Annotated in this window: 16 protein-coding genes; 15 read left to right on the forward strand and 1 reads right to left on the reverse strand. The window is 69.9% G+C overall.

From position 1 onward, the window contains the following. Positions 1 to 139: 139 nt before the first annotated feature. The 7 genes from K8556_RS32455 to K8556_RS32485 all read left to right on the forward strand — a co-directional run bounded on the left by K8556_RS32455 (position 140) and on the right by K8556_RS32485 (position 9,816). On the forward strand, positions 140 to 982 hold the full coding sequence (locus K8556_RS32455) for a sterol desaturase family protein (protein ID WP_223743988.1): 843 nt from the start codon (positions 140 to 142) through the stop codon (positions 980 to 982). A gap of 152 nt (positions 983 to 1,134) precedes the next feature. Beyond that, positions 1,135 to 2,628 carry an FAD/NAD(P)-binding protein gene (locus K8556_RS32460; protein ID WP_223743989.1) on the forward strand — a complete coding sequence of 498 codons (1,494 nt, stop codon included), beginning with the start codon at positions 1,135 to 1,137 and terminating at the stop codon, positions 2,626 to 2,628. Positions 2,629 to 2,759: 131 nt separating this feature from the next. Next, a complete protein-coding gene (locus K8556_RS32465) occupies positions 2,760 to 4,046 on the forward strand; it encodes a hypothetical protein (protein WP_223743990.1) in 1,287 nt (428 codons plus the stop codon). A gap of 417 nt (positions 4,047 to 4,463) precedes the next feature. Beyond that, positions 4,464 to 4,967: a hypothetical protein gene (locus tag K8556_RS32470; protein ID WP_223743991.1), complete on the forward strand. Its 504-nt coding sequence runs from the start codon at positions 4,464 to 4,466 to the stop codon at positions 4,965 to 4,967. After that, a complete protein-coding gene (locus K8556_RS32475; RefSeq protein WP_223743992.1) occupies positions 4,964 to 6,061 on the forward strand; it encodes a porin in 1,098 nt (365 codons plus the stop codon). Before K8556_RS32470 ends, K8556_RS32475 begins: the two co-directional genes overlap by 4 nt. Before the next feature lie 208 nt (positions 6,062 to 6,269). Continuing rightward, positions 6,270 to 8,501 carry a hypothetical protein gene (locus tag K8556_RS32480; protein WP_223743993.1) on the forward strand — a complete coding sequence of 744 codons (2,232 nt, stop codon included), beginning with the start codon at positions 6,270 to 6,272 and terminating at the stop codon, positions 8,499 to 8,501. Positions 8,502 to 8,670: 169 nt separating this feature from the next. Further along, entirely contained in the window at positions 8,671 to 9,816 is a 1,146-nt protein-coding gene (locus K8556_RS32485; protein ID WP_223743994.1) for a bestrophin family protein, read from the forward strand. 4 nt (positions 9,817 to 9,820) lie between these two features. On the opposite strand, the gene K8556_RS32490 is transcribed toward K8556_RS32485, so the two are convergent. After that, entirely contained in the window at positions 9,821 to 10,609 is a 789-nt protein-coding gene (locus tag K8556_RS32490) for a 2-keto-4-pentenoate hydratase (RefSeq protein WP_223743995.1), read from the reverse strand. Between the two features lie 186 nt (positions 10,610 to 10,795). Between K8556_RS32490 and K8556_RS32495 the strand changes: the two genes are divergently transcribed. From K8556_RS32495 to K8556_RS32530, 8 genes are all read left to right on the forward strand, one after another. Further along, on the forward strand, positions 10,796 to 12,238 hold the full coding sequence (locus K8556_RS32495) for an aldehyde dehydrogenase (RefSeq protein WP_223743996.1): 1,443 nt from the start codon (positions 10,796 to 10,798) through the stop codon (positions 12,236 to 12,238). A gap of 16 nt (positions 12,239 to 12,254) precedes the next feature. Next, the gene (locus K8556_RS32500; RefSeq protein WP_223743997.1) at positions 12,255 to 12,683 is read left to right on the forward strand and encodes a RidA family protein; all 429 of its coding nucleotides are present in this window, start codon (positions 12,255 to 12,257) and stop codon (positions 12,681 to 12,683) included. A gap of 1 nt (position 12,684) precedes the next feature. Beyond that, positions 12,685 to 13,209 carry a 3-hydroxyanthranilate 3,4-dioxygenase gene (gene nbaC, locus K8556_RS32505; RefSeq protein WP_223743998.1) on the forward strand — a complete coding sequence of 175 codons (525 nt, stop codon included), beginning with the start codon at positions 12,685 to 12,687 and terminating at the stop codon, positions 13,207 to 13,209. Then, positions 13,206 to 14,222, forward strand: a complete 1,017-nt coding sequence (locus K8556_RS32510) for an amidohydrolase family protein (RefSeq protein WP_223743999.1) — start codon at positions 13,206 to 13,208, stop codon at positions 14,220 to 14,222. The genes nbaC and K8556_RS32510 overlap by 4 nt, the downstream gene beginning before the upstream one ends. Beyond that, positions 14,219 to 15,496 carry a kynureninase gene (kynU, locus tag K8556_RS32515; RefSeq protein ID WP_223744000.1) on the forward strand — a complete coding sequence of 426 codons (1,278 nt, stop codon included), beginning with the start codon at positions 14,219 to 14,221 and terminating at the stop codon, positions 15,494 to 15,496. The genes K8556_RS32510 and kynU overlap by 4 nt, the downstream gene beginning before the upstream one ends. Then, on the forward strand, positions 15,483 to 16,862 hold the full coding sequence (locus K8556_RS32520) for an NAD(P)/FAD-dependent oxidoreductase (RefSeq protein ID WP_223744001.1): 1,380 nt from the start codon (positions 15,483 to 15,485) through the stop codon (positions 16,860 to 16,862). The genes kynU and K8556_RS32520 overlap by 14 nt, the downstream gene beginning before the upstream one ends. Then, positions 16,840 to 17,577, forward strand: coding sequence for an SDR family oxidoreductase (locus tag K8556_RS32525; protein WP_014393716.1), 738 nt, complete (start codon positions 16,840 to 16,842; stop codon positions 17,575 to 17,577). Before K8556_RS32520 ends, K8556_RS32525 begins: the two co-directional genes overlap by 23 nt. Before the next feature lie 268 nt (positions 17,578 to 17,845). Beyond that, complete coding sequence (locus K8556_RS32530; RefSeq protein ID WP_223744002.1) at positions 17,846 to 18,472, forward strand: hypothetical protein; 627 nt, start codon at positions 17,846 to 17,848, stop codon at positions 18,470 to 18,472. Positions 18,473 to 18,508 lie beyond the last annotated feature (36 nt).

Consider the following 18,508-nt stretch of genomic DNA (forward strand, 5'->3'; position numbering starts at 1 on the left):
GCATCCTAGCCACCGGGCCCCGTCGTTCAACGCACCCCTTGCTATTGTCAGATTTGACAATAGACGCGGAGGGGCATTATCCATGGGGGTGTCCGGGCATGCCTGGCCCGGAGGTGTGCTGGCCTTCGCGAGGTCCGTGATGCATCCGCTGCTGCCCGAGAATCCGTCGCCGCTGAGGGTGTTCCTGGTGGTCCTGCTCATCTCGGGGACCGTCAAGCTGCTGACGGTGGCGGGCGGCTGGGGGGTGTGGCGCACGCGGCTGGCGGCGCGCTTCCGGGTGTACCGGCGGGAGCTGTCGAAGGGGCAGTTGCGCAGCGAGGCGCTGGCGGCGGTGGGCGTGGTGCTGACGGACGCGGTGCTCATCGGGGCGTTCCGGTCCTTCACCGGGCCCCTGATGGCGCCGTTCAGCCTGTCCACGGCGCTGTGGTCGTACGCGTGGATGTTCGTGGGCTTCGAGGTGTGGTTCTACGTGACACACCGGCTGCTGCACCACCCGCGCTTCTACCGCTTCCACGCGCAGCACCACGTGGCGCAGGTGACGGAGCCGCTCACCGCGCTGTCCTTCTCCGTGGCGGAGCGGGTGGTGCTGATGGTCGGCGGGCTCGGCCTGCACTTCGCGGCCCTGCACGTGTTCCCGGGCACGCAGGTGGGCGTGCTGGCCTACATGCTGACCAACTACGTCCTCAACGCGTTCGGGCATGGCAACACGGAGTGGCTGCCGAAGCGCTTCGTGACGTCCTGGGTGGGCCGCGTCTTCTTCACCCCCACGTTCCACGCGCTGCACCACGCGCGCTACCAGGGGCACTACGGCTTGTACACCGTGGTGCTGGACCGGTGGCTGGGCACCGCGTTCGCCGACTATCCGCGGGTGCATGCGCGCGCCCGCGATGGCGAGGGGCTGACGCGCATCGGGGAGCGGCTGGAGGTCGCGCCCCCCGCCCCCTCCCTCCCCTCGGAGCCCGAGGCACGCCCGGCGGTCTGAGGTCCGCCGGGCCCCGCCGTCACACGGTGGGCTCCGGAGTCAGGTTCCGAGCCGGGCCGGGGGGCCCGGGGCCGTGGGCCGACGGACAATCCGCGCGGGTGACGACGCCTGGGAGGGATGGCATCCGGGGGGGCCGGCCCTAGAATCGCGCGGTGAACTCCCGGCAGGACGTGATCATCATCGGCGCGGGCGCCAGCGGAACGCTGCTCGCGGCCAGTCTCTTGCGGGGCGCGCGCTCGCCCCTGCGCGTGACGCTCGTGGAGCGGGGGGAGCAGTTGGGGCGGGGGGTCGCGTACTCCACCACCAGCGCGCGTCACCTGCTCAACGTGCCGGCCGGCCGCATGAGCGCCTGGGTGGACGACCCGGAGCACTTCCTGCGCTGGCTGCGCCTGGAGGCGCCGGACACGCCGCCGTCCGCGTTCGCCGAGCGCCGCCGCTACGGCCAGTACCTGGAGTTCGTGCTGAAGGAGGCCGCCGCGAAGGCCGCGCCGGGCGTCCGGCTGGAGACGCCTCGCGACGAGGTGACCGCGGTGGTGGAGACCGCGGACGGCGTGAAGGTGTCGCTCGCGAGCGGCCAGAGCCTGGAGGCGAAGTGCGCGGTGCTGGCGCTGGGCAACGCGATGCCCGCGGACCTGCGCGTGCCGGACGGCGGGCTGTACGCGAGCCCGCGCTACCACCGCTCGCCGTGGGTGCCCGGGGCGCTGGAGGGCATCGGCCCGGGTGACCCGGTGCTGCTCATCGGCACGGCGCTCACCATGGTGGACACGGTGCTGTCGCTGGGCGAGCGCGGCCATCAGGGCCCGGTGCACGCGCTGTCGCGCCACGGCCTGCTGCCGCACCCGCACCGCGCGCACGGCGCGAAGACGCCCGCCGCGGCGGAGCCCCTGCGCATCCGCGAGCTGCTGCGCTCGGTGCGCCGGGAGATGGACCGCTGTCGCGACGCGGAGACCGCCACGCAGGCCGCGTCCCCGTCCTCGGAGAGCGTGGTGCCGTTCAGCACGCTGCGCATCCGCGACGTGCTGCGCACGATGCGCCAGGAGGTGGACGCGCAGGCGGCGGCGGGCGCGGACTGGCGCGCGGCGGTGGACTCGCTGCGGCCGGTGACGACGCCGTTGTGGCAGCGGCTGTCGGAGCCGGAGCGGCGGCGGTTCCTGCGCCACCTGCGGGCGTACTGGGAGGTGCACCGCCACCGCATGGCGCCGGAGATCCACGACGCGATGGACGCGTGGCGGCGCGAGGGGCGGCTGGTGCTCCACCCGGCCCGCGTGCTCGGCTTCGAGCTGGAGCCGGACGCGGTGGCGGTCCACCTGCGCCCCCGGGGCGAGCGCGAGCCCCGGGTGCTGCGCGTGCGGCACGTCATCAACTGCACCGGCCCCGAGTCCAACCCGGCCTCGCGCGGCCAGCCCGTCCTGCGCGGCCTGCTGGAGACGGGACAGGCCCACGCGGACTCGCTGGGCATGGGGCTGGCGACGGCGCCCGACGGCGCGGTGCTGGACGCGCGCGGGCAGCCCTCCGCCCACCTCTTCACGCTGGGCCCCACGCGGCGGGGGGACCTGTGGGAGACCACCGCCGTGCCGGAGATCCGCTCACAGGCCCGCGACCTGGCGGACCTCCTCTTGCGCCGGTTGGGTGCGCCTGCCCGGTAGAGGACCTGACAAGCGCCATGACCTGGAGGTGGGCCTGCTGCTCGCCAGGCAACGCCGTCCTCCAGGGGAGGCTGTCGGGGTTCCGCCGTTTCGTGCGACATTCCAGGTCCCCCTCCTGGAGTCCCGTCCCCATGGCCCTGAAGCGCCCCCTCTCCGCCCTCATGGGAGGCGTGTCCCTGTCCGTCCTCGTGAGCCTCGGGGCGCTGGCGCACCGGCACCTGCGCACCGACGCGCTGGAGGAGCGGCTGCTGCGCGAGGTGAACACGCTGGCGCACGCGGAGCACCCGCGCCCGGCGCACCTCACCGCCACGCGGCCCGGCACCTTCGGGGACGCGATGGCGCCGCTGCTGCCCGCGCTGCTCCAGCGGGCCCGCGAGACCCCGCCCTCCACCGGGGCGGAGGCCCAGACCCTGGAGGCCGTGACGGAGGGCCGCGCGCCGGTGACGGACCTCCCCGCGCCCCGCCAGGAAGCGCTGGAGCGGGGCCTGCCGTTGACGCAACAGGTGCTCGCCGCCACCCACGCGGAGGCCGGTGGGCTCCCGGAGGACCTGCGCCCCCTGTCCGGTCCGGAGCTGTCGCGCCGGGACGCGCTGCTCCACGCGCTCCGCCGCGTGGTGGAGGACGCGGCGCTTCAGACGCGGCGGCTCGTCGCGCGGGGGGACGCGGACGCGGCGGTGGACACGTGCGTGGACACGCTCGCGCTCAGCCGGGAGCTGGCCCTGGGCGGCGGGCTCGTGGGGCTGCGGCTGTCCGCGGCCGGCTATGCGCGCGCGTGGCGGCCCTGCGCGGACGCGCTCGACGCGGCGTCCCTCACCCGCAAGCGCCAGGCCGTCTCGCAGCTCACCCGGCTGCACGAGGGCTTCCCCCCGGTGTCCCTGACGCTGCACGAGGAGTCCGTCGCCGCGCAGCTCCGCGCCTTCCGCGACCTGCTCTCCGACGACGCCCGCGCCGCGCTGCCGCCCACGTGGTTCGACGCGCCCGGGCAGCCCGGCGCCCTGTCCCGCCGGCTCCAGTGGCGTCAGTGGGTGGAGGACGCGGACCGCCTGCTCGCCGTGGTGGACCAACCGGCCGAGGAGCGCCGCCGCGCGCTGGCGGCCCTGGAGGCCCGGAAGGCCGGGGAGTCCTTCCGCCAGGAGGAGGCCCCGGCGGTGCGCCTGTCGCCGGAGGACCTGGAGGCGCTGGAGCTGCGCGCGCTGCGCTCCGAGGCCCTCATCGCCCTGGTGGAGGTCGACGTGGCCCGCGCGGAGAAGGGCCAGTGGCCGCGCGCGCTCCCCACGCGCACGACGTCGCTGGTGCTGGAGCCCGTGGACGAGACCCGGGTCAGCATCCGCTCGTGCATCCCGGGGATGATGCCCGACCCGCTGGTGGTGGAGGCGGACGGCTCGCTCCTGCTCCAGCACGTCCAGGACGTGCCCTGAGTCGGTGGCGCTGTAGCCGCGGCCGTCACGGATTGTGACGCCGGAGGACTCAGCCGCATCCACTCCACGCCTGCGGATGGCCAGACCCAGATGTGTCGGCTGAGCCCGTGCACGAACGCCTCGCCTTCACTCAGGCGAGCACCGCAAGTCAACGATGGCGCACCAATCCCTGCCATCATTACTCCCTGCAAAACAGACTCAAGGCATCATGCGGTCTGCACTGACGTGACAACAAAGCATGCCTTGAAGATCAACATCCTGGCTCAATCCAAGAGGTGTAGAAAAGGACCCAGCTCACGACACAGCACTTCCGTTGAGCCCTGCATCCCCATGCAGTGCAGCACCTGATGAGTGACGAGATTGCCAAAAGCCTGACATTCAAATTAGCATTTCCCTCCTCAATTCACAGGAGGGGGTATGTCACAGAAGAAGTCAAAGACTGTGGCGGGACGCAAGGCCCAGGCGAGAGAACCGGTCACGTTCATTGCACCGAGTTCCACTGGCCTTGTCGACGCCGCGGCGATAGACATGTTCGGGGTGCTCGATGCACTGCATCCCTTGGAAGGTGCCGTCAACGCGCTGGGCGCCGCGGGCATCAATGCCTTGGCGCCAACTGAGGGTACAGTCCAACTTCGACTCGTCTGGACCCATCCCTCGACCCCGGTTTTCATCCGCTACTTTGTCGACGGCAAGCACGCCGTCGGAGTCACCGGCAAGGGGGGCACCAACAGCGTCTCCATCAACTACGCTCCAGGCCAGAAAGTCAGCGCGTCATTGCGGTTTCTAGGGGAGGGGTGGAAGTTCAAGCTCTACGCATGGGTATCTGGCCAGGCTCCATCTCACGAGCCAGTGGAAGAGGGCACGGATCCGAGTGATGCCGCGAGCGACAACGTCATCGTCTTCAAGGTCAAGATCCCATGAAGTTGGCCTCCATGCACACGGTTCAGGTCGCGGCCACGCTTGTCCTCGCATTGAGCACCTTCTCCGCGGCCGCCCAGGACACCGCGTCCGCGTCATCAGCGGGGACACCGGTCCTGACGGACGAGGAACGACAGAGGTACGCGCCATTTGCGCTCGCCGCAGGCACGGACGAGGCAACGAAGCGCGGCTCCGAAGCCAACCCGGACCCATGGTCAGTGACGAATTCGACTCAGTTGTTCAGCCGCCCCACCTTCGGCGAGCTCTTCAAGGTGTCAGCGGAGACAACAGAGACAGGGAGCGCCTATCAGCTCAGTGGAGACGTCTGGAGCCTCTTCGACCCCTTCAAGAACCGTCCTTGGGGGACGTTGCAACTGAGCGGTTCGTACGCCCCCGACACGAAGGAGGCTTCGCTGGGCCTCAAGTTCAACTACAGCACGCGTGTCGCAGCACTTCTCTCCGACAAGGTGCTGGACACCATCCGTGAAAGAACGCAGGAGGCGGTCGATCAGTGCCTTGCATCCGCGAATGTAGGGAAGCGGGGCGTAACGATGACGGATGAAGAAGAGCAGGCCTTCAACAAGAGCCTGAAATATTGCGAAGACACATCTGGCACGCCCGTCGTCAACAAGGACCTCCAGGTCGCGTATGGCTTTCGCCCCAACTTCGCATTGGGCGTTGCCGCCGCCCATGACTTTGACACGGGCCGCTTCGCGAAGTTCGCTGTGAACGGGTCCATGGAAGTCCCGCTTGTCCAAGGCTTCTCGCTGATTCTCAACGGCGATGTCGCCAATGACCGTGTCGAGACTGGCGGCGGACGCGCATGGACACTGTCTGGAACAGGGGCAGTGAACTACACGACGCCAATCAAGCTGGAGTTGAGTGGTGCCTTCAAGCTCAAGGGTTGCCTCACCGACCCATGCGAGGCGGACGGGTCCAATTTCGAGTTCGGGCCTCGCATCGCCTACCCCGTGACGAAGGACACGGTCCTTGCGCTCAACTTGACCTGGAAGGACACAGGTGCGGGCCTCAGCGATGTCTTCTCCGGCCTCGCCCTCTCCCACAGCTTTGGTTTCGAGCCCTCTAAACAGAATTAGCAGGGGCTCAGGAAGAGGCCCTCAGGCATGCACGCGCGCTGGGGCCAGACGTGAAGGCGGATGATCCGCCACAGCGCTCCGACAGGTCCTGAGCTGGTGACGGCGGCGCCCTGGTGGGTCGCCCGCGCCCGCTTCACGTCCGGCCTCCCACGTGGGAGCGGCGATGTAGGATGCGGCCTTTCCGTGGACGTCGTGGGAGGGAGCCGTCATGTCGTGGAAGCTCGCGCTGCTGGATGAAGTGTCGAAGGTGCTGCCGGATGCGCCGCTCAAGGGCTCGGACATCCGCGTGGAATTGCCGACCGCCAGCTATGCGCTGCCCGCGGGACAGAAGCTGGGCTCCCTGACGTTCGCGTTCGACGTGTCCGCGCGCGGCTTCGTGGAGGGCTATGACGCCCCGGCGGACGTGGACGCGGCGGGCGTGGTGGGCGAGGCCCCCGGCGACGCGGCGACGCAGTTGGCGCCGGCGCTCGTCTACGGCGGCGACCAGGCGTGGCTGAAGTACGGCGTGGAGGCGCGCGTGAAGGCGGACGTCGGCGTCCCGCTGCCCTACGTGGCGCTCGCGGCCAACGGCGACGTGCGCGTGCTGCTGGCGGACTACCACCGGCACCCGCAGGACACGAAGGCGCGCGACGCGCTGAAGGCGGACGCGCCGAACCTGCGGCTGCCCCTGCTCACGTCGTCGCTGGACACGCTGGGCGTGGGGGACGCCATCGCCTTCCAGGCGCGCGGCGAGCTGTCCGTCACCGCGACGCTGGACTGGACGGACGTCTACACGTCCAACCTCCAGACGCTGACGAAGCTCCTGTCCGCCAGCACGATGGTCGCCTTCGAGGCCAAGGCGGGCGCCACCGTGTCCGCGAAGGTGAAGGTGGTGGACGACTACGCCGTCATCTTCTCCCGCCCCGAGCCCGGCCAGGTGCGCGTGCAGGTGAAGAAGGTGGTGGCGCGCGAGGCGGGCGTGACGGCCAGCCTGCACGTGGAGGCGAGCCTCACCGACCCGGCCGCCGTCGTCTCCCAGGTGGAGCACGTGCTCGAAGGGCTCCTGTCGGTGCCGCTGTCCGAGTTCGACGCCCTGATGACGAAGCTGGAAGCGCACACCCTGTCGGAGAACGAGACGAAGGTCCTGCGCATCATCCTGGACCGGCTGGGCTTCGGGGAGCTGGAGGCCAACACCACGGCGCTGCGCACGCAGTGGGAGAAGCTCCGCGCGGACGTGCGCGCGCGCGTCCAGGCCCTGGCCGAGTCCAAGTTCGAGGCGGGCTTCCGCTACGAGTACCTGCGCCTGCGCGAGCAGACCACGCTGCTGTCCACCGTGTGCACCGACGCCCAGGCCCGCGCCCTGCACCCGCTGCTGGTGTCCGGCCGGATGGACAGCGCGATGCAGCGCATGCAGGCCGAGGGCATGGCGCTGGAGCAGTGCCTGCTGAAGGAGGTCAACAAGGAGTCCAAGGCCTGGGGCTTCTCCCTGAAGCTGGGCAAGTGGGCGCTGGGCGGCAGCGACACGCGCGAGCTCACCCAGGTGGTGCAGCGCAACAGCCTGGAGAAGGAATCGCCCCAGCGCGTCTCCTTCCTGGGGGTGCGCAGCTACAAGGGCGCGCTGCTCACGCCGTACATGCACTGGACCGCGGACTTCAAGGCGGACATGGCGGAGTTCCGCAAGTCACCCACCGTGGCGGACTTCGACCTGGGGCTGTACCTGCTGCTGGCCCATGACGCGCGCAAGCTGTCGGAACACGACCTGCGCCAGGCCGTGGACGAGGCCATCGTCTGGGGCGCGCTGGACGACGCCGAGGAGGAGGAGGTCCTCCGGCGCATCCGCGACGCCTCCGGCGGCAGGGAGCTGGAGACGCGGGTGGAGCTGAAGCTGGACAACCGGACGCTGCGCGACGTCATCACCCACGCGGCGGACGCGGACGCCCCTGCCGCCTTCGCTCGCGCGCTGGGCCGGGCCCTGCCCTGGTACGGCGTGCCGTGCCGCGACCGGCCCGCCGTGCGGGAGCTCATCTACGCGCCCCTGTGGAAGGCCTACCTGGAGCAGAACTGGTCCGCCGCCGACGCCGCGAAGACGGCCGCCGCGAACCTGAAGAACCACCCGCTCGTCGGGCACTTCGCGTACACCGAGGGGCAGTTGGGCAACGGCATGCTGACGTTCGCGGAGGTCATCCAGAAGAACCCCGGCACCGTGTCCAAGTGGCGCGACCTGCGCGCGGGGCTGCTGGACCTGCGCAACAACGAGCAGCGCTCGCCGTCCGTCTTCAACGGCGCGTTCAAGGCGCTGTCCCAGTCGTGGGCGCAGTCCTTCCACCTGAAGGCCACGGGCGCGTTCTTCCTGGAGCTGGCGTCGCGCGGCGGCAACGGCCTGGCCACCGTGGAGCGCACCTTCACCGTGACGGTGCCGGGGACGGGCGCGAGCATCGTCTTCTCCAAGTCGCGGGCCTGACGGGCGCCTCCGCGTCCGTCCGTCCGCTTCCGCACGCTCCCGGGGCGTGCGGAGGCGGGCTTCCGTCCGGGCGGAGGCGCGAAGGTGACGCGGCGCATTGCCGCGCCACGGGGGCATCACTACATCCAGCTCCACACGCAGCACCTGCGCTGTAGGGGAGCCCCGGGAGATGATCGTCGGTCGGATGCTGTCCTGGCGGATCATCCTCCGCTACACGGGGCGCCCCGTCGTCGTCCACATCGCCATCGCGCTGGCCATCTCGCTGGGCTACGAGGCGCTGGACGCCAGGTGGCTGTCGGTGCCGGCGCTGCCGGTGACGCTGCTGGCCGCGGCGCTGGGCGTGCTGCTCGGCTTCCGCAACAACTCCGCCTACGAGCGCTGGTGGGAGGCGCGCACCCTCTGGGGCGGGCTGGTGAACGCGTCGCGGACGCTGGCCCGGCAGGTGCTCACCTTCCTGCCCGCGCCCCGCGCCCAGCGCAGCGACGGCACCCCGGAGACGCCCTCCGCCGCGTCCCGCCTGGTCCAGGTGGCCGTCCAGCCGGAGGGGCCCGCGCTGGCGCCCGCCTGGTCCAAGGTGGGTGACGGCGCGGTGCGCGACCAGTTCGGTCAGGCGCGCGACCTGCGCGGCCCGGGCGCGCCCCGCGCGAACCTGGCCACGTTCCTCCACCCGGGCGTGGAGTCTCCCCGGGGCATCCCCAGCATGTTCGAGGGCATCTCCGAGGACGCGCGCGAGCTCGTCTACGCGCAGATCGGCTTCGTGAACGCGCTGCGCTGCCACCTGCGGCGGCAGGACCCCTTCCCGGAAATCACCCCGTTCTTCCGCCCGTCCGTGCTGGAGGCGCTGCGCGTGGAGCAGAACGTGCCCGCCGCCATCCTCCTGTGGATGGGCACGCGCATGCGCCGCATCTATAGCGACATCGAACACCCGGAGAAGGTCTACATGCGCGTGTCGATGGACGAGACGCTCACGGAGCTGACCAACTACCTGGGCGCGTGCGAGCGCATCAAGAACACGCCCCTGCCCCGCCAGTACGACATCCTCCCGCACGCCATGGTGCGCGCCTACCTCACCATGCTGCCCCTGGGCGTCGTCGCGGACCTGGGCGTACTCACGCCGCTCGTCACCGCCATCATCGCGTTCCTCTTCATCGCCATGGACGCGGTGGGCCGGGACGTGGAGAACCCCTTCGAGGACGCCGTCAGCGACACGCCCATGACGGCGCTGTGCCGCACCATCGAGATCAACCTGCGGCAGATGCTGGGCGAGTCCGAGCTGCCCCCGCCCGTCCAGCCGAAGGAAGGCCTGCTGTACTGAGCGCCTACTCCGCGGCCGTCACCTCCACGGTGCCCAGCCCGTCCACGGTCAGCCGCACGTGGTCGCCGGGCTTCATCAGGTAGGCCGCGGTGGCCGCGCCGGACAGCACCAGGCTCCCCGCGGGCAGCACCTGTCCGCGCTCCGCGAGCAGCGCGCAGAGCTGGATGAGGGACACCACCGGGTCCCCGGAGATGGCGTCCGAGCGCGCCTCGCCCTCCACCCTGCCGTTCACCTCCATGCGCATCTGGAGCTTCGTCAGGTCCAGCTCGCGCGGGGCGCGCTCCAGGGCGCCCGGCACGAACAGCGACGACGACGCGTTGTCCGCCACCACGTCCGGCAGGCTGAAGTACTTGAAGCCCACGAAGCGCGAGTCCAGGACCTCCATGGCCGCGAAGACGGCGTCGCACGCGTCCAGCACCTCGTCGCGCGTCACGGTGCCCTTCAGCTCCTTGGACGTGCGGAAGGCGATTTCAGGCTCGATGCGCGGGTGGATGCCCGCGCCCACGCGCACCACGCCGCCCGGCTGTACGCGCATCCGGTCCGTGAGCACGCCGAAGATGGGCGAGCCCAGGTTCATCTGCTGGCGCTTCGCCTCCGACGTGAAGCCCATCTTCAGGCCCACCACCCGCTCGCCCTGGGCCTCGCGCAGCCGGATGCCCTCCGCCTGCACCGCGTAGCCGTCCGGCACGGTCAGGTTCGGGTGCGCGTGCGTCAGGGGCGGCACCTCCCGCCGCTCGCGCCGCGCCGCGTCCAGGATTCCAGCCAGGGCCGCTACATCCACAGTCGAGGTCATGCGCGAATCTTTTCCATGCCCGGCCCGCAATTCCACCAAGGATTCACCCGTGGAGCGGGTCCTGGAGGTGCTGGGCGCCAGACGGCCGCGCAAGCGAGCGCCATCCAACGCCGACTGTTCGGAATCCTGGAGGCGGCGGACGGCCGCGACATACATTGCCGCGTCTCCCTTCAGGAGGGCGCTGCCTTGGAGAAGGTCCTCAACTACGTCGGTGGCGAGCTGGTGCCCGCGGCGGGCGGCCAGTGGCTGGACAAGCCGGAGCCCGCGACGGGCCAGCGCTACGCGCACGTGCCGGACTCGCGTGAGGTGGACGTGCGGTCCGCCGTGGAGGCCGCGGGCCGGGCCTTCCCCGCGTGGTCCGCCCTGCCGGCCATCGAGCGCTCGCGCTACCTGCGCCGCATCGCGGGCCTCATCCACGAGCGCCTGGACGCCTTCGCGCGGGCGGAGTCCATCGACACGGGCAAGCCGCTCTCCGTGGCCCGCACGGTGGACATCCCGCGCAGCGTGCTCAACTTCGAGTTCTTCGCGGACGCGGCGACGCAGTTCTCCAGTGAAGCGCACCCCATGGACGGCGTGGCGCTCAACTACACGCTGCGCTCGCCGCTGGGCGTGGTGGGCTGCATCTCGCCGTGGAACCTGCCGCTGTACCTGCTCACGTGGAAGATCGCCCCCGCGCTGGCGGCCGGCAACTGCGTGGTGGCCAAGCCGTCGGAGGTGACGCCGATGACGGCCTTCCTCCTGTCGCAGGTGTGCCGCGACGCGGGGCTGCCGCCGGGCGTGCTCAACCTGGTGCACGGCCTGGGGCCCCACGTCGGCGGGCCGCTCACGCGCCACCCGGACGTGAGCGCCATCTCCTTCACCGGCAGCACGCGCACGGGCGCGGAGATCGCCCGCGTGGCCGCGCCCGCGTTCAAGAAGCTGTCCCTGGAGATGGGCGGCAAGAACCCCAACGTCATCTTCGCGGACTGCGACTTCGACGAGGCGCTGGCCACCACGCTGCGCTCGTCCTTCGCGAATCAAGGACAGATCTGCCTCTGCGGCCCGCGCATCTTCGTGCAGCGCTCGCTGTATCCGCGCTTCAAGGAAGCGCTGGTCGCGCGCACGAAGGCCCTCAAGGTGGGCGACCCGCTGGTGGAGGGCACGGACCAGGGCGCGCTGGTGTCGCGCGAGCACTTCGAGAAGGTGATGGGCTACATCGCGCTCGCGAAGCAGGAGGGCGGCCACGTCCTCACCGGCGGCCAGCGCGCGAGCGTGCCCGGCCGCTGCGCGAACGGCTGGTTCATCGAGCCCACCCTGGTGGAGGGCCTGGCGCCCACGTGCCGCACGAACCAGGAGGAGATCTTCGGCCCGGTGGCCACGCTCATGCCCTTCGACGACGAGGAGGAGGTGCTGTCCTGGGCCAACTCCACGCGCTACGGCCTGGCCGGCAGCGTGTGGACGAAGGACCTGGCGCGCGCGCACCGGTTCGCGGCCCGGCTGCACAGCGGCATCGTCTGGGTGAACACCTGGATGCTGCGCGACCTGCGCACGCCGTTTGGCGGGGTGAAGGAGTCCGGCGTGGGCCGCGAGGGCGGCTGGGACGCGCTGCGCTTCTTCACCGAGCCCAAGAACGTCTGCATCAAGCTTTGAGCGGGGAGAGCGACACGTGAGCGCTGGCGAGCGGATCGATTCGAAGAAGGCCCCGGAGCCGGTGGGGCTCTACCCCCACGCGCGCCGCGTGGGGAATCTGTTGTTCCTGTCCGGCGTGGGCCCGCGCGAGCGCGGCAGCAAGGCCATCCCGGGCGTGGAGCTGGACGCGGCGGGCAACATCGTCTCGTACGACATCGAGACGCAAGTCCACTCCGTGTTCCGCAACGTGCGCTACATCCTGGAGGACGCGGGCTCGTCGTGGGAGCGGCTGGTGGACGTGACGGTGTACCTCACGGACATGAAGCGGGACTTCCCCACGTACAACCGGCTGTGGGCGGAGTACTTCAAGGACAACCCGCCGTGCCGCACCACGCTGGAGATCAACGCGCTGCCCACGCCCATCGCGATTGAGCTCAAGTGCATCGCCACCATTGGAGACGTGTGACATGGGCCGACTGACCCCCATCAACTTCAAGAAGTGGATCGACGAGCACCGCCCCCTGCTCAAGCCGCCCGTGGGCAACCAGCAGGTGTGGGCGGACCGGGACTTCATGGTCACGGTGGTGGGCGGGCCCAACTCGCGCACGGACTTCCACGTCAACGAGGGCGAGGAGTTCTTCTACCAACTGGAGGGCGACATCACCCTGCGCGTCATCGACGAGGGGCAGGTGCGGGACATCCCCATCCGCGAGGGCGAAATCTTCCTGTTGCCGCCCAAGGTGCCTCACTCGCCGCAGCGCCCCCCGAACACCATCGGCCTGGTGCTGGAGCGCCGCCGCCAGCCGCAGGAGCTGGACTCCTTCCTGTGGCTGTGCCCGAAGTGCGGCGAGAAGCTCTATGAGGAGTCGCTGCACGTCACCAACCTGGTGACGCAGCTCCCGCCGGTGTTCGAGCACTTCTACGGCAACCCGGAGCACTGCACCTGCAAGCAGTGCGGCACGAAGGTGACGCGGGGTGGTGCGCCCCAGTGAAGGTCGACATCCACACGCACCTCCTCCCCCCGGAGCTCCCCCGCTTCGCCGAGCGCTTCGGCTACGGCGGCTTCATCACGCTGGACCACCACGCGCCCTGCCGCGCGCGGATGCTGCGGGATGACGGGAAGTTCTTCCGCGAGATCGAAAGCAACTGCTGGGACCCGAAGCAGCGCGTCGTGGAGTGCGACGCGCACGGCGTCCAGGTGCAGGTGCTGTCCACGGTGCCGGTGCTGTTCAGCTACTGGGCGAAGCCCCAGGACGGCCTGGAGGTGGCGCGCTTCCTCAACGACCACCTGGCCGGCGCGGTGGCGACGGCGCCCCGGCGCTTCGTGGGGCTGGGCACGGTGCCGCTCCAATCCACCGACCTGGCGGTCAAGGAACTGGAGCGCTGCGTGCGCACGCTGGGGTTCGCGGGCGTGCAGATTGGCAGCCACGTCAATGACCTGAACCTGTCCGACCCCGCCCTCTTCCCCTTCTTCCAGGCGGCGAGCGATCTGGGCGCGGCCGTCTTCGTGCACCCGTGGGACATGATGGGTGAGGCGAAGATGACGAAGTACTGGCTGCCGTGGCTGGTGGGGATGCCGGCGGAGGTGTCGCTGGCCATCTGCTCGCTCATCTTCGGCGGGGTGATGGAGCGGCTGCCGAAGCTGCGGTTGGCCTTCGCGCACGGCGGCGGCGCGTTCCCCGGCACGCTGGGCCGCATCCAGCACGGCTTCGAGGTCCGCCCGGATCTGGTGGCGGTGGACAACCCCGTCGCGCCGCGCGACTACCTGGGACGGTTCTGGGTGGACTCGCTGGTGCACGACGCGGAGACGTTGCGCGGCATCGTGAAGCTGTTCGGCGCGGACAAGGTGGCGCTGGGCAGTGACTATCCCTTCCCGCTGGGCGAGGAGCGGCCCGGCACGCTCATCGAGTCGCTGACGGACCTGGCGCCTTCCGTGCGCGAGCGGCTGCTCTCCCGCAATGCCCTGGAGTGGCTGGGGCGCTCGCACGAGGACTTCGCACCATGACGGCCCCTGTCTACGAGAACACCGATGTGTTCGCCTACGGCCTGGACGCGGCGGATCCGCTGAGGCCCCTGCGCGACGAGTTCCTCTTCCCGCCCGCCCCTTCCGGCGCGCCGGCCATCTACCTGGCGGGCAATTCGCTGGGGCTGCAGCCGCGCAAGGCGCGCAAGTACGTGCAGATGGAGATGGAGGACTGGGAGCGGCTGGGCGTGGAGGGCCACGTGCACGGCCGCCACCCGTGGCTGCCCTACCACGAGCAGCTCACCGACATGGTGGCGCGGGTGGTGGGCGCGCAGCCCCTTGAAGTCGTGGTGATGAACACCCTGTCGGTGAACCTGCACCTGATGATGGTGTCGTTCTACCGGCCCACGCGCGAGCGCTTCAAAATCCTCATCGAAGGCGGCGCCTTCCCGTCGGACCAGTACGCGGTGGCGTCGCAGGCGCGCTTCCACGGCTACGACCCGAAGGAGGCCATCGTCCGGCTGATGCCCCGCGAGGGCGAGGACACGCTGCGCCCCGAGGACATCCTGGAGGCCATCGAGCGGCACGGGAAGGAGCTCGCGCTGGTGATGCTGGGCAGCGTGAACTACCTCACCGGGCAGGCGTTCGACCTGAGGGAGATCACGCGCGTGGCGCACGCGCAGGGCTGCAAGGTGGGCTTCGACCTGGCGCACGCGGCGGGCAACCTGAAGCTGTCGCTGCACGACGACGGGCCGGACTTCGCGGTGTGGTGTTCGTACAAGTACCTCAACGGCGGACCGGGCAGCCTGGGCGGCGTGTTCGTGCACGAGCGCCACGCGCACTCGCCGGAGCTGCCGCGCTTCGAGGGCTGGTGGGGGCACAACAAGGCCACGCGCTTCGAGATGGGCCCCACCTTCGACCCGCTGCCGGGCGCGGAGGGGTGGCAGTTGTCCAACCCACCCATCTTCCAGTTGGCGGCGCTGCGCTCGTCGCTGGAGCTGTTCGACAAGGCGACGATGGCGGCCCTGCGCGCGAAGAGCGACCAGTTGACGGGCTACCTGGAGTTCCTCCTGGACCGGCTGCCCGCGGGGTACGTCACCATCACCACGCCGCGCGACCTGAAGCAGCGCGGGGCGCAGTTGTCCCTGCGCTTCAAGGGCGAGCCGAAGCGGCTGCTCCAGCGGCTGTCCGCGGCCGGCATCATCTGCGACTTCCGCGAGCCGGACATCATCCGCGCCGCGCCCACGCCCCTCTACAACACGTACCTGGACGTCTTCCGCTTCGTGAAGGCGCTGGAGGCCCATGCCCTCGAATGAGTCGAAGCTGACGGTGGTGGGAGCGGGCCTGGTGGGCTCGCTGCTCTCGCTGTACCTGGCCCGCAGGGGCCACACGGTGGAGGTGCTGGAGCGCCGGGCGGACATGCGCCGTGAGACGCTGGACGCGGGGCGCTCCATCAACCTGGCCATCTCCACGCGCGGCCTGCACGCCTTGCGGCAGGTGGGCCTGGAGGAGGAGGCGCTGAAGCACGCCATCCCCATGCGCGGGCGGGTCATCCACCCGGTGAAGGGCGAGCTGGCCTTCCAGCCGTATGGGAAGGACGACTCGCAGCACATCAATTCCATCTCGCGCGGCTGGCTGAACAAGTTCCTGATGACGCAGGCGGAAGGGACGGGCCGCGTGTCCATCCGCTTCCGTCAACGGGTGACGGAGGCAAATCCGGCGGCGGGGCTGCTCACGGTGCTGGATGAGGCCACGGGCGTGACGCGGGAGGTGCGCGACGCGGTGGTGTTCGGCACGGACGGCTCGGGTTCGGCGGTGCGGGAGGCGCTGCAATCCCAGACGGACTCGCAGACGCTGGGGCATGGCTACAAGGAGCTGACGATTCCGCCGGGCGAGGGCGGGCGCTTCCAGATGGAGAAGCACGCGCTGCACATCTGGCCGCGCGGCACGTTCATGCTCATCGCGCTGCCGAATGAAGACGGCAGCTTCACGTGCACGCTGTTCCTGCCGTGGGAGGGGCCGGTGAGCTTCGCGACGCTCCAGACGCCCGCCGCGCTGGAGGCGTTCTTCCAGGAGCAGTTCCCGGACGCGAAGGCGCTGATTCCCGGGCTGGTGGAGGAGTTCTTCTCCCGACCCACCGGGCACATGGTGACGGTGAAGTGCGCGCCGTGGCACGCGGGCGGGCGCACGCTGCTCTTGGGAGACGCGGCGCACGCCATCGTGCCGTTCTACGGCCAGGGGATGAACTGCGGCTTCGAGGACTGCGTGGTGCTGGACGCGCTCCTGTCGAAGCAGGCGGACTGGGCCGCGGCGTTCGGTGAGTTCGAGCGGCTTCGCAAGACGAACGCGGACGCCATCGCGGACATGGCGGTGGAGAACTTCATCGAGATGCGCGACAGCACGGCGGATCCGCGCTTCCTCCTGGAGAAGGGCGTGGAGAAGGTGCTGCTCAACGCGTTCCCGGGCGAGTTCGTCAGCCGCTACACGCTGGTGAGCTTCAGCCGGGTGCCCTACCGGCTGGCGTACGGCGTGGGCGCCATCGCGGGCGGCATCGTGGCGGAGCTGGCGAAGGACTTGAAGCGGCCGGACGACGTGGACCTGGACCGGGCGGCGAAGCTGATTCGCGGCCGGCTGACCCCTTTCATGGAGGAGCACGCGGATGGATTTCGGCTTGAAGGGTAGGCGGGCGCTGGTGACGGGCGCGTCCTCGGGGCTGGGGCGCGCCATCGCGGACACGCTGGTGAAGGAGCGCGCGACGGTGGCGGTGTCCTCGCGAGGCGGGGAGAAGCTCCAGAAGGCGGCGAAGGAGCTGGGCGCGGCGCTCGCGGTGCCGTGTGACTTGACTCAGGCCGGAGCCGCGCGCGGGCTGGTGCGTGAAGTCACGCAGAAGCTGGGCGGCCTGGACGTGCTGGTGGTGAACGCGGGGGGCCCGCCGTCCGGAGGCTTCGAGGCCATCACGGTGGAGCAATGGCAGACAGGGTTCCAGAGCCTGTGGCTGGCCACGGTGGATGCGATCCAGGAAGCGCTGCCGGGCATGAAGGCACAGGGCTGGGGCCGCATCGTGCTGGTGACGTCCACGGCGGCGCGCGAGGCGATGAACAACCTCACGGTGTCCAACGGCCTGCGTGCGGGGCTGCTGGGATTGGTGAAGAGCCTGAGCAACGAAGTGGCGCCGTATGGAATCACGGTGAACGCGGCGCTGCCGGGCTACCACGCGACGGACCGGATGAAGGACCTGGGCCTGTCCGACGAGAAGGTGGCGCCGAACATCCCCGCGAGGCGGCTGGGAAGGCCGGAGGAGTTCGCGGCGCTGGTGACGTTCCTGGCGTCGGAGCCGGCCGCGTACATCAGCGGCCAGTCCATCGCGTGTGACGGTGGAGCACTGCGGGGCTTCTAGGCCACGGCTCACATCGCGGCGTAGCTCAGCGGACAGCCCGCCCCCTGAGACGATGGAGCTTTGGAAGGGCTTTGAAGTGACGTCGGTGGCCTTCCGGGGGGAAGGCCATGGACGCGACGAGTCGGGCGGCATGCTTGGGACTGGCGTGGCTGCTCACGGGCTGTGCGACAGGAGCGGGCACCGCGCTTGATGGGGCCATCCTTGGCTCGCGTGTCAGGCAGAAGTGTCACCCGGCAACCCTCCGCCTCAAGTCCGAGCCCAGGAAGCCATGACACCTTCCGCGAATGACCTGCTCGCGATTGCTCGTCGCTACTGGGGCTCCGACCAGGCCTATGTCTTCCGTCAGGAGCGCACTGCCGAGGATCTTCGCTACGAGGCACTGTGGGAGGAGAAGAATTCGGAGAGGCCCCGCTGGGGGGCGCTGCTCCGGGAGCTCAGAAAGGAGCTTCCTGATTGCAAGGTGTGGGACTACACGCCGCCCCTGGCGAACCCCAGCTTTGGCGCGCTCGTCTATCCCCCCTACGAGCGCATCATGAGCCGACCTCAGTTCATCTGGACCGTCGCCGGGTATCTCAGCATCCTGGCCCCGGTCTACACGGTGCACTGCGTTCGGCATCAGTACCTGGGCAAGCGCTGCCTGGACTCCAAGGTGTTCCTGGGTCCCATTTCCATGGAGCTGCGAGGCATCGCGGAGGTCGTCGCGCAGCGCATTGAGGCGAACTACGGCGCCACCGCGCTGCCGCTCGAAGTCGCGCAGACGCCCGTCCCCCTCTACGTCAACTTCATGAAGCCGCCGGAGACCACGCTCTTCCACGCGCTCTTCACTTCGGAGCCCTGGAACATCCCTGACGCAGCGGGCCAGCCATTTTCCATTCTGACGGCAAAGTCTTTGTGATTTGGGCTGGTGGATTTCTCACGTTTTGCGACAAAG

The sequence above is a fragment of the Corallococcus sp. AS-1-12 genome (assembly GCF_020036995.1).
GTDB lineage: Bacteria > Myxococcota > Myxococcia > Myxococcales > Myxococcaceae > Corallococcus.

Coding starts and splice junctions, on each gene's coding strand:
- K8556_RS32525 (WP_014393716.1), top strand. CDS start 16,840: ATGGATTTCGGCTTGAAGGGTAGGCGGGCGCTGGTGACGGGCGCGTCC.
- K8556_RS32465 (WP_223743990.1), top strand. CDS start 2,760: ATGGCCCTGAAGCGCCCCCTCTCCGCCCTCATGGGAGGCGTGTCCCTG.
- K8556_RS32455 (WP_223743988.1), top strand. CDS start 140: ATGCATCCGCTGCTGCCCGAGAATCCGTCGCCGCTGAGGGTGTTCCTG.
- K8556_RS32530 (WP_223744002.1), top strand. CDS start 17,846: ATGACACCTTCCGCGAATGACCTGCTCGCGATTGCTCGTCGCTACTGG.
- nbaC (WP_223743998.1), top strand. CDS start 12,685: ATGGGCCGACTGACCCCCATCAACTTCAAGAAGTGGATCGACGAGCAC.
- K8556_RS32470 (WP_223743991.1), top strand. CDS start 4,464: ATGTCACAGAAGAAGTCAAAGACTGTGGCGGGACGCAAGGCCCAGGCG.
- K8556_RS32480 (WP_223743993.1), top strand. CDS start 6,270: ATGTCGTGGAAGCTCGCGCTGCTGGATGAAGTGTCGAAGGTGCTGCCG.
- K8556_RS32475 (WP_223743992.1), top strand. CDS start 4,964: ATGAAGTTGGCCTCCATGCACACGGTTCAGGTCGCGGCCACGCTTGTC.
- K8556_RS32520 (WP_223744001.1), top strand. CDS start 15,483: ATGCCCTCGAATGAGTCGAAGCTGACGGTGGTGGGAGCGGGCCTGGTG.
- K8556_RS32485 (WP_223743994.1), top strand. CDS start 8,671: ATGATCGTCGGTCGGATGCTGTCCTGGCGGATCATCCTCCGCTACACG.
- K8556_RS32490 (WP_223743995.1), bottom strand. CDS start 10,609: ATGACCTCGACTGTGGATGTAGCGGCCCTGGCTGGAATCCTGGACGCG.
- kynU (WP_223744000.1), top strand. CDS start 14,219: ATGACGGCCCCTGTCTACGAGAACACCGATGTGTTCGCCTACGGCCTG.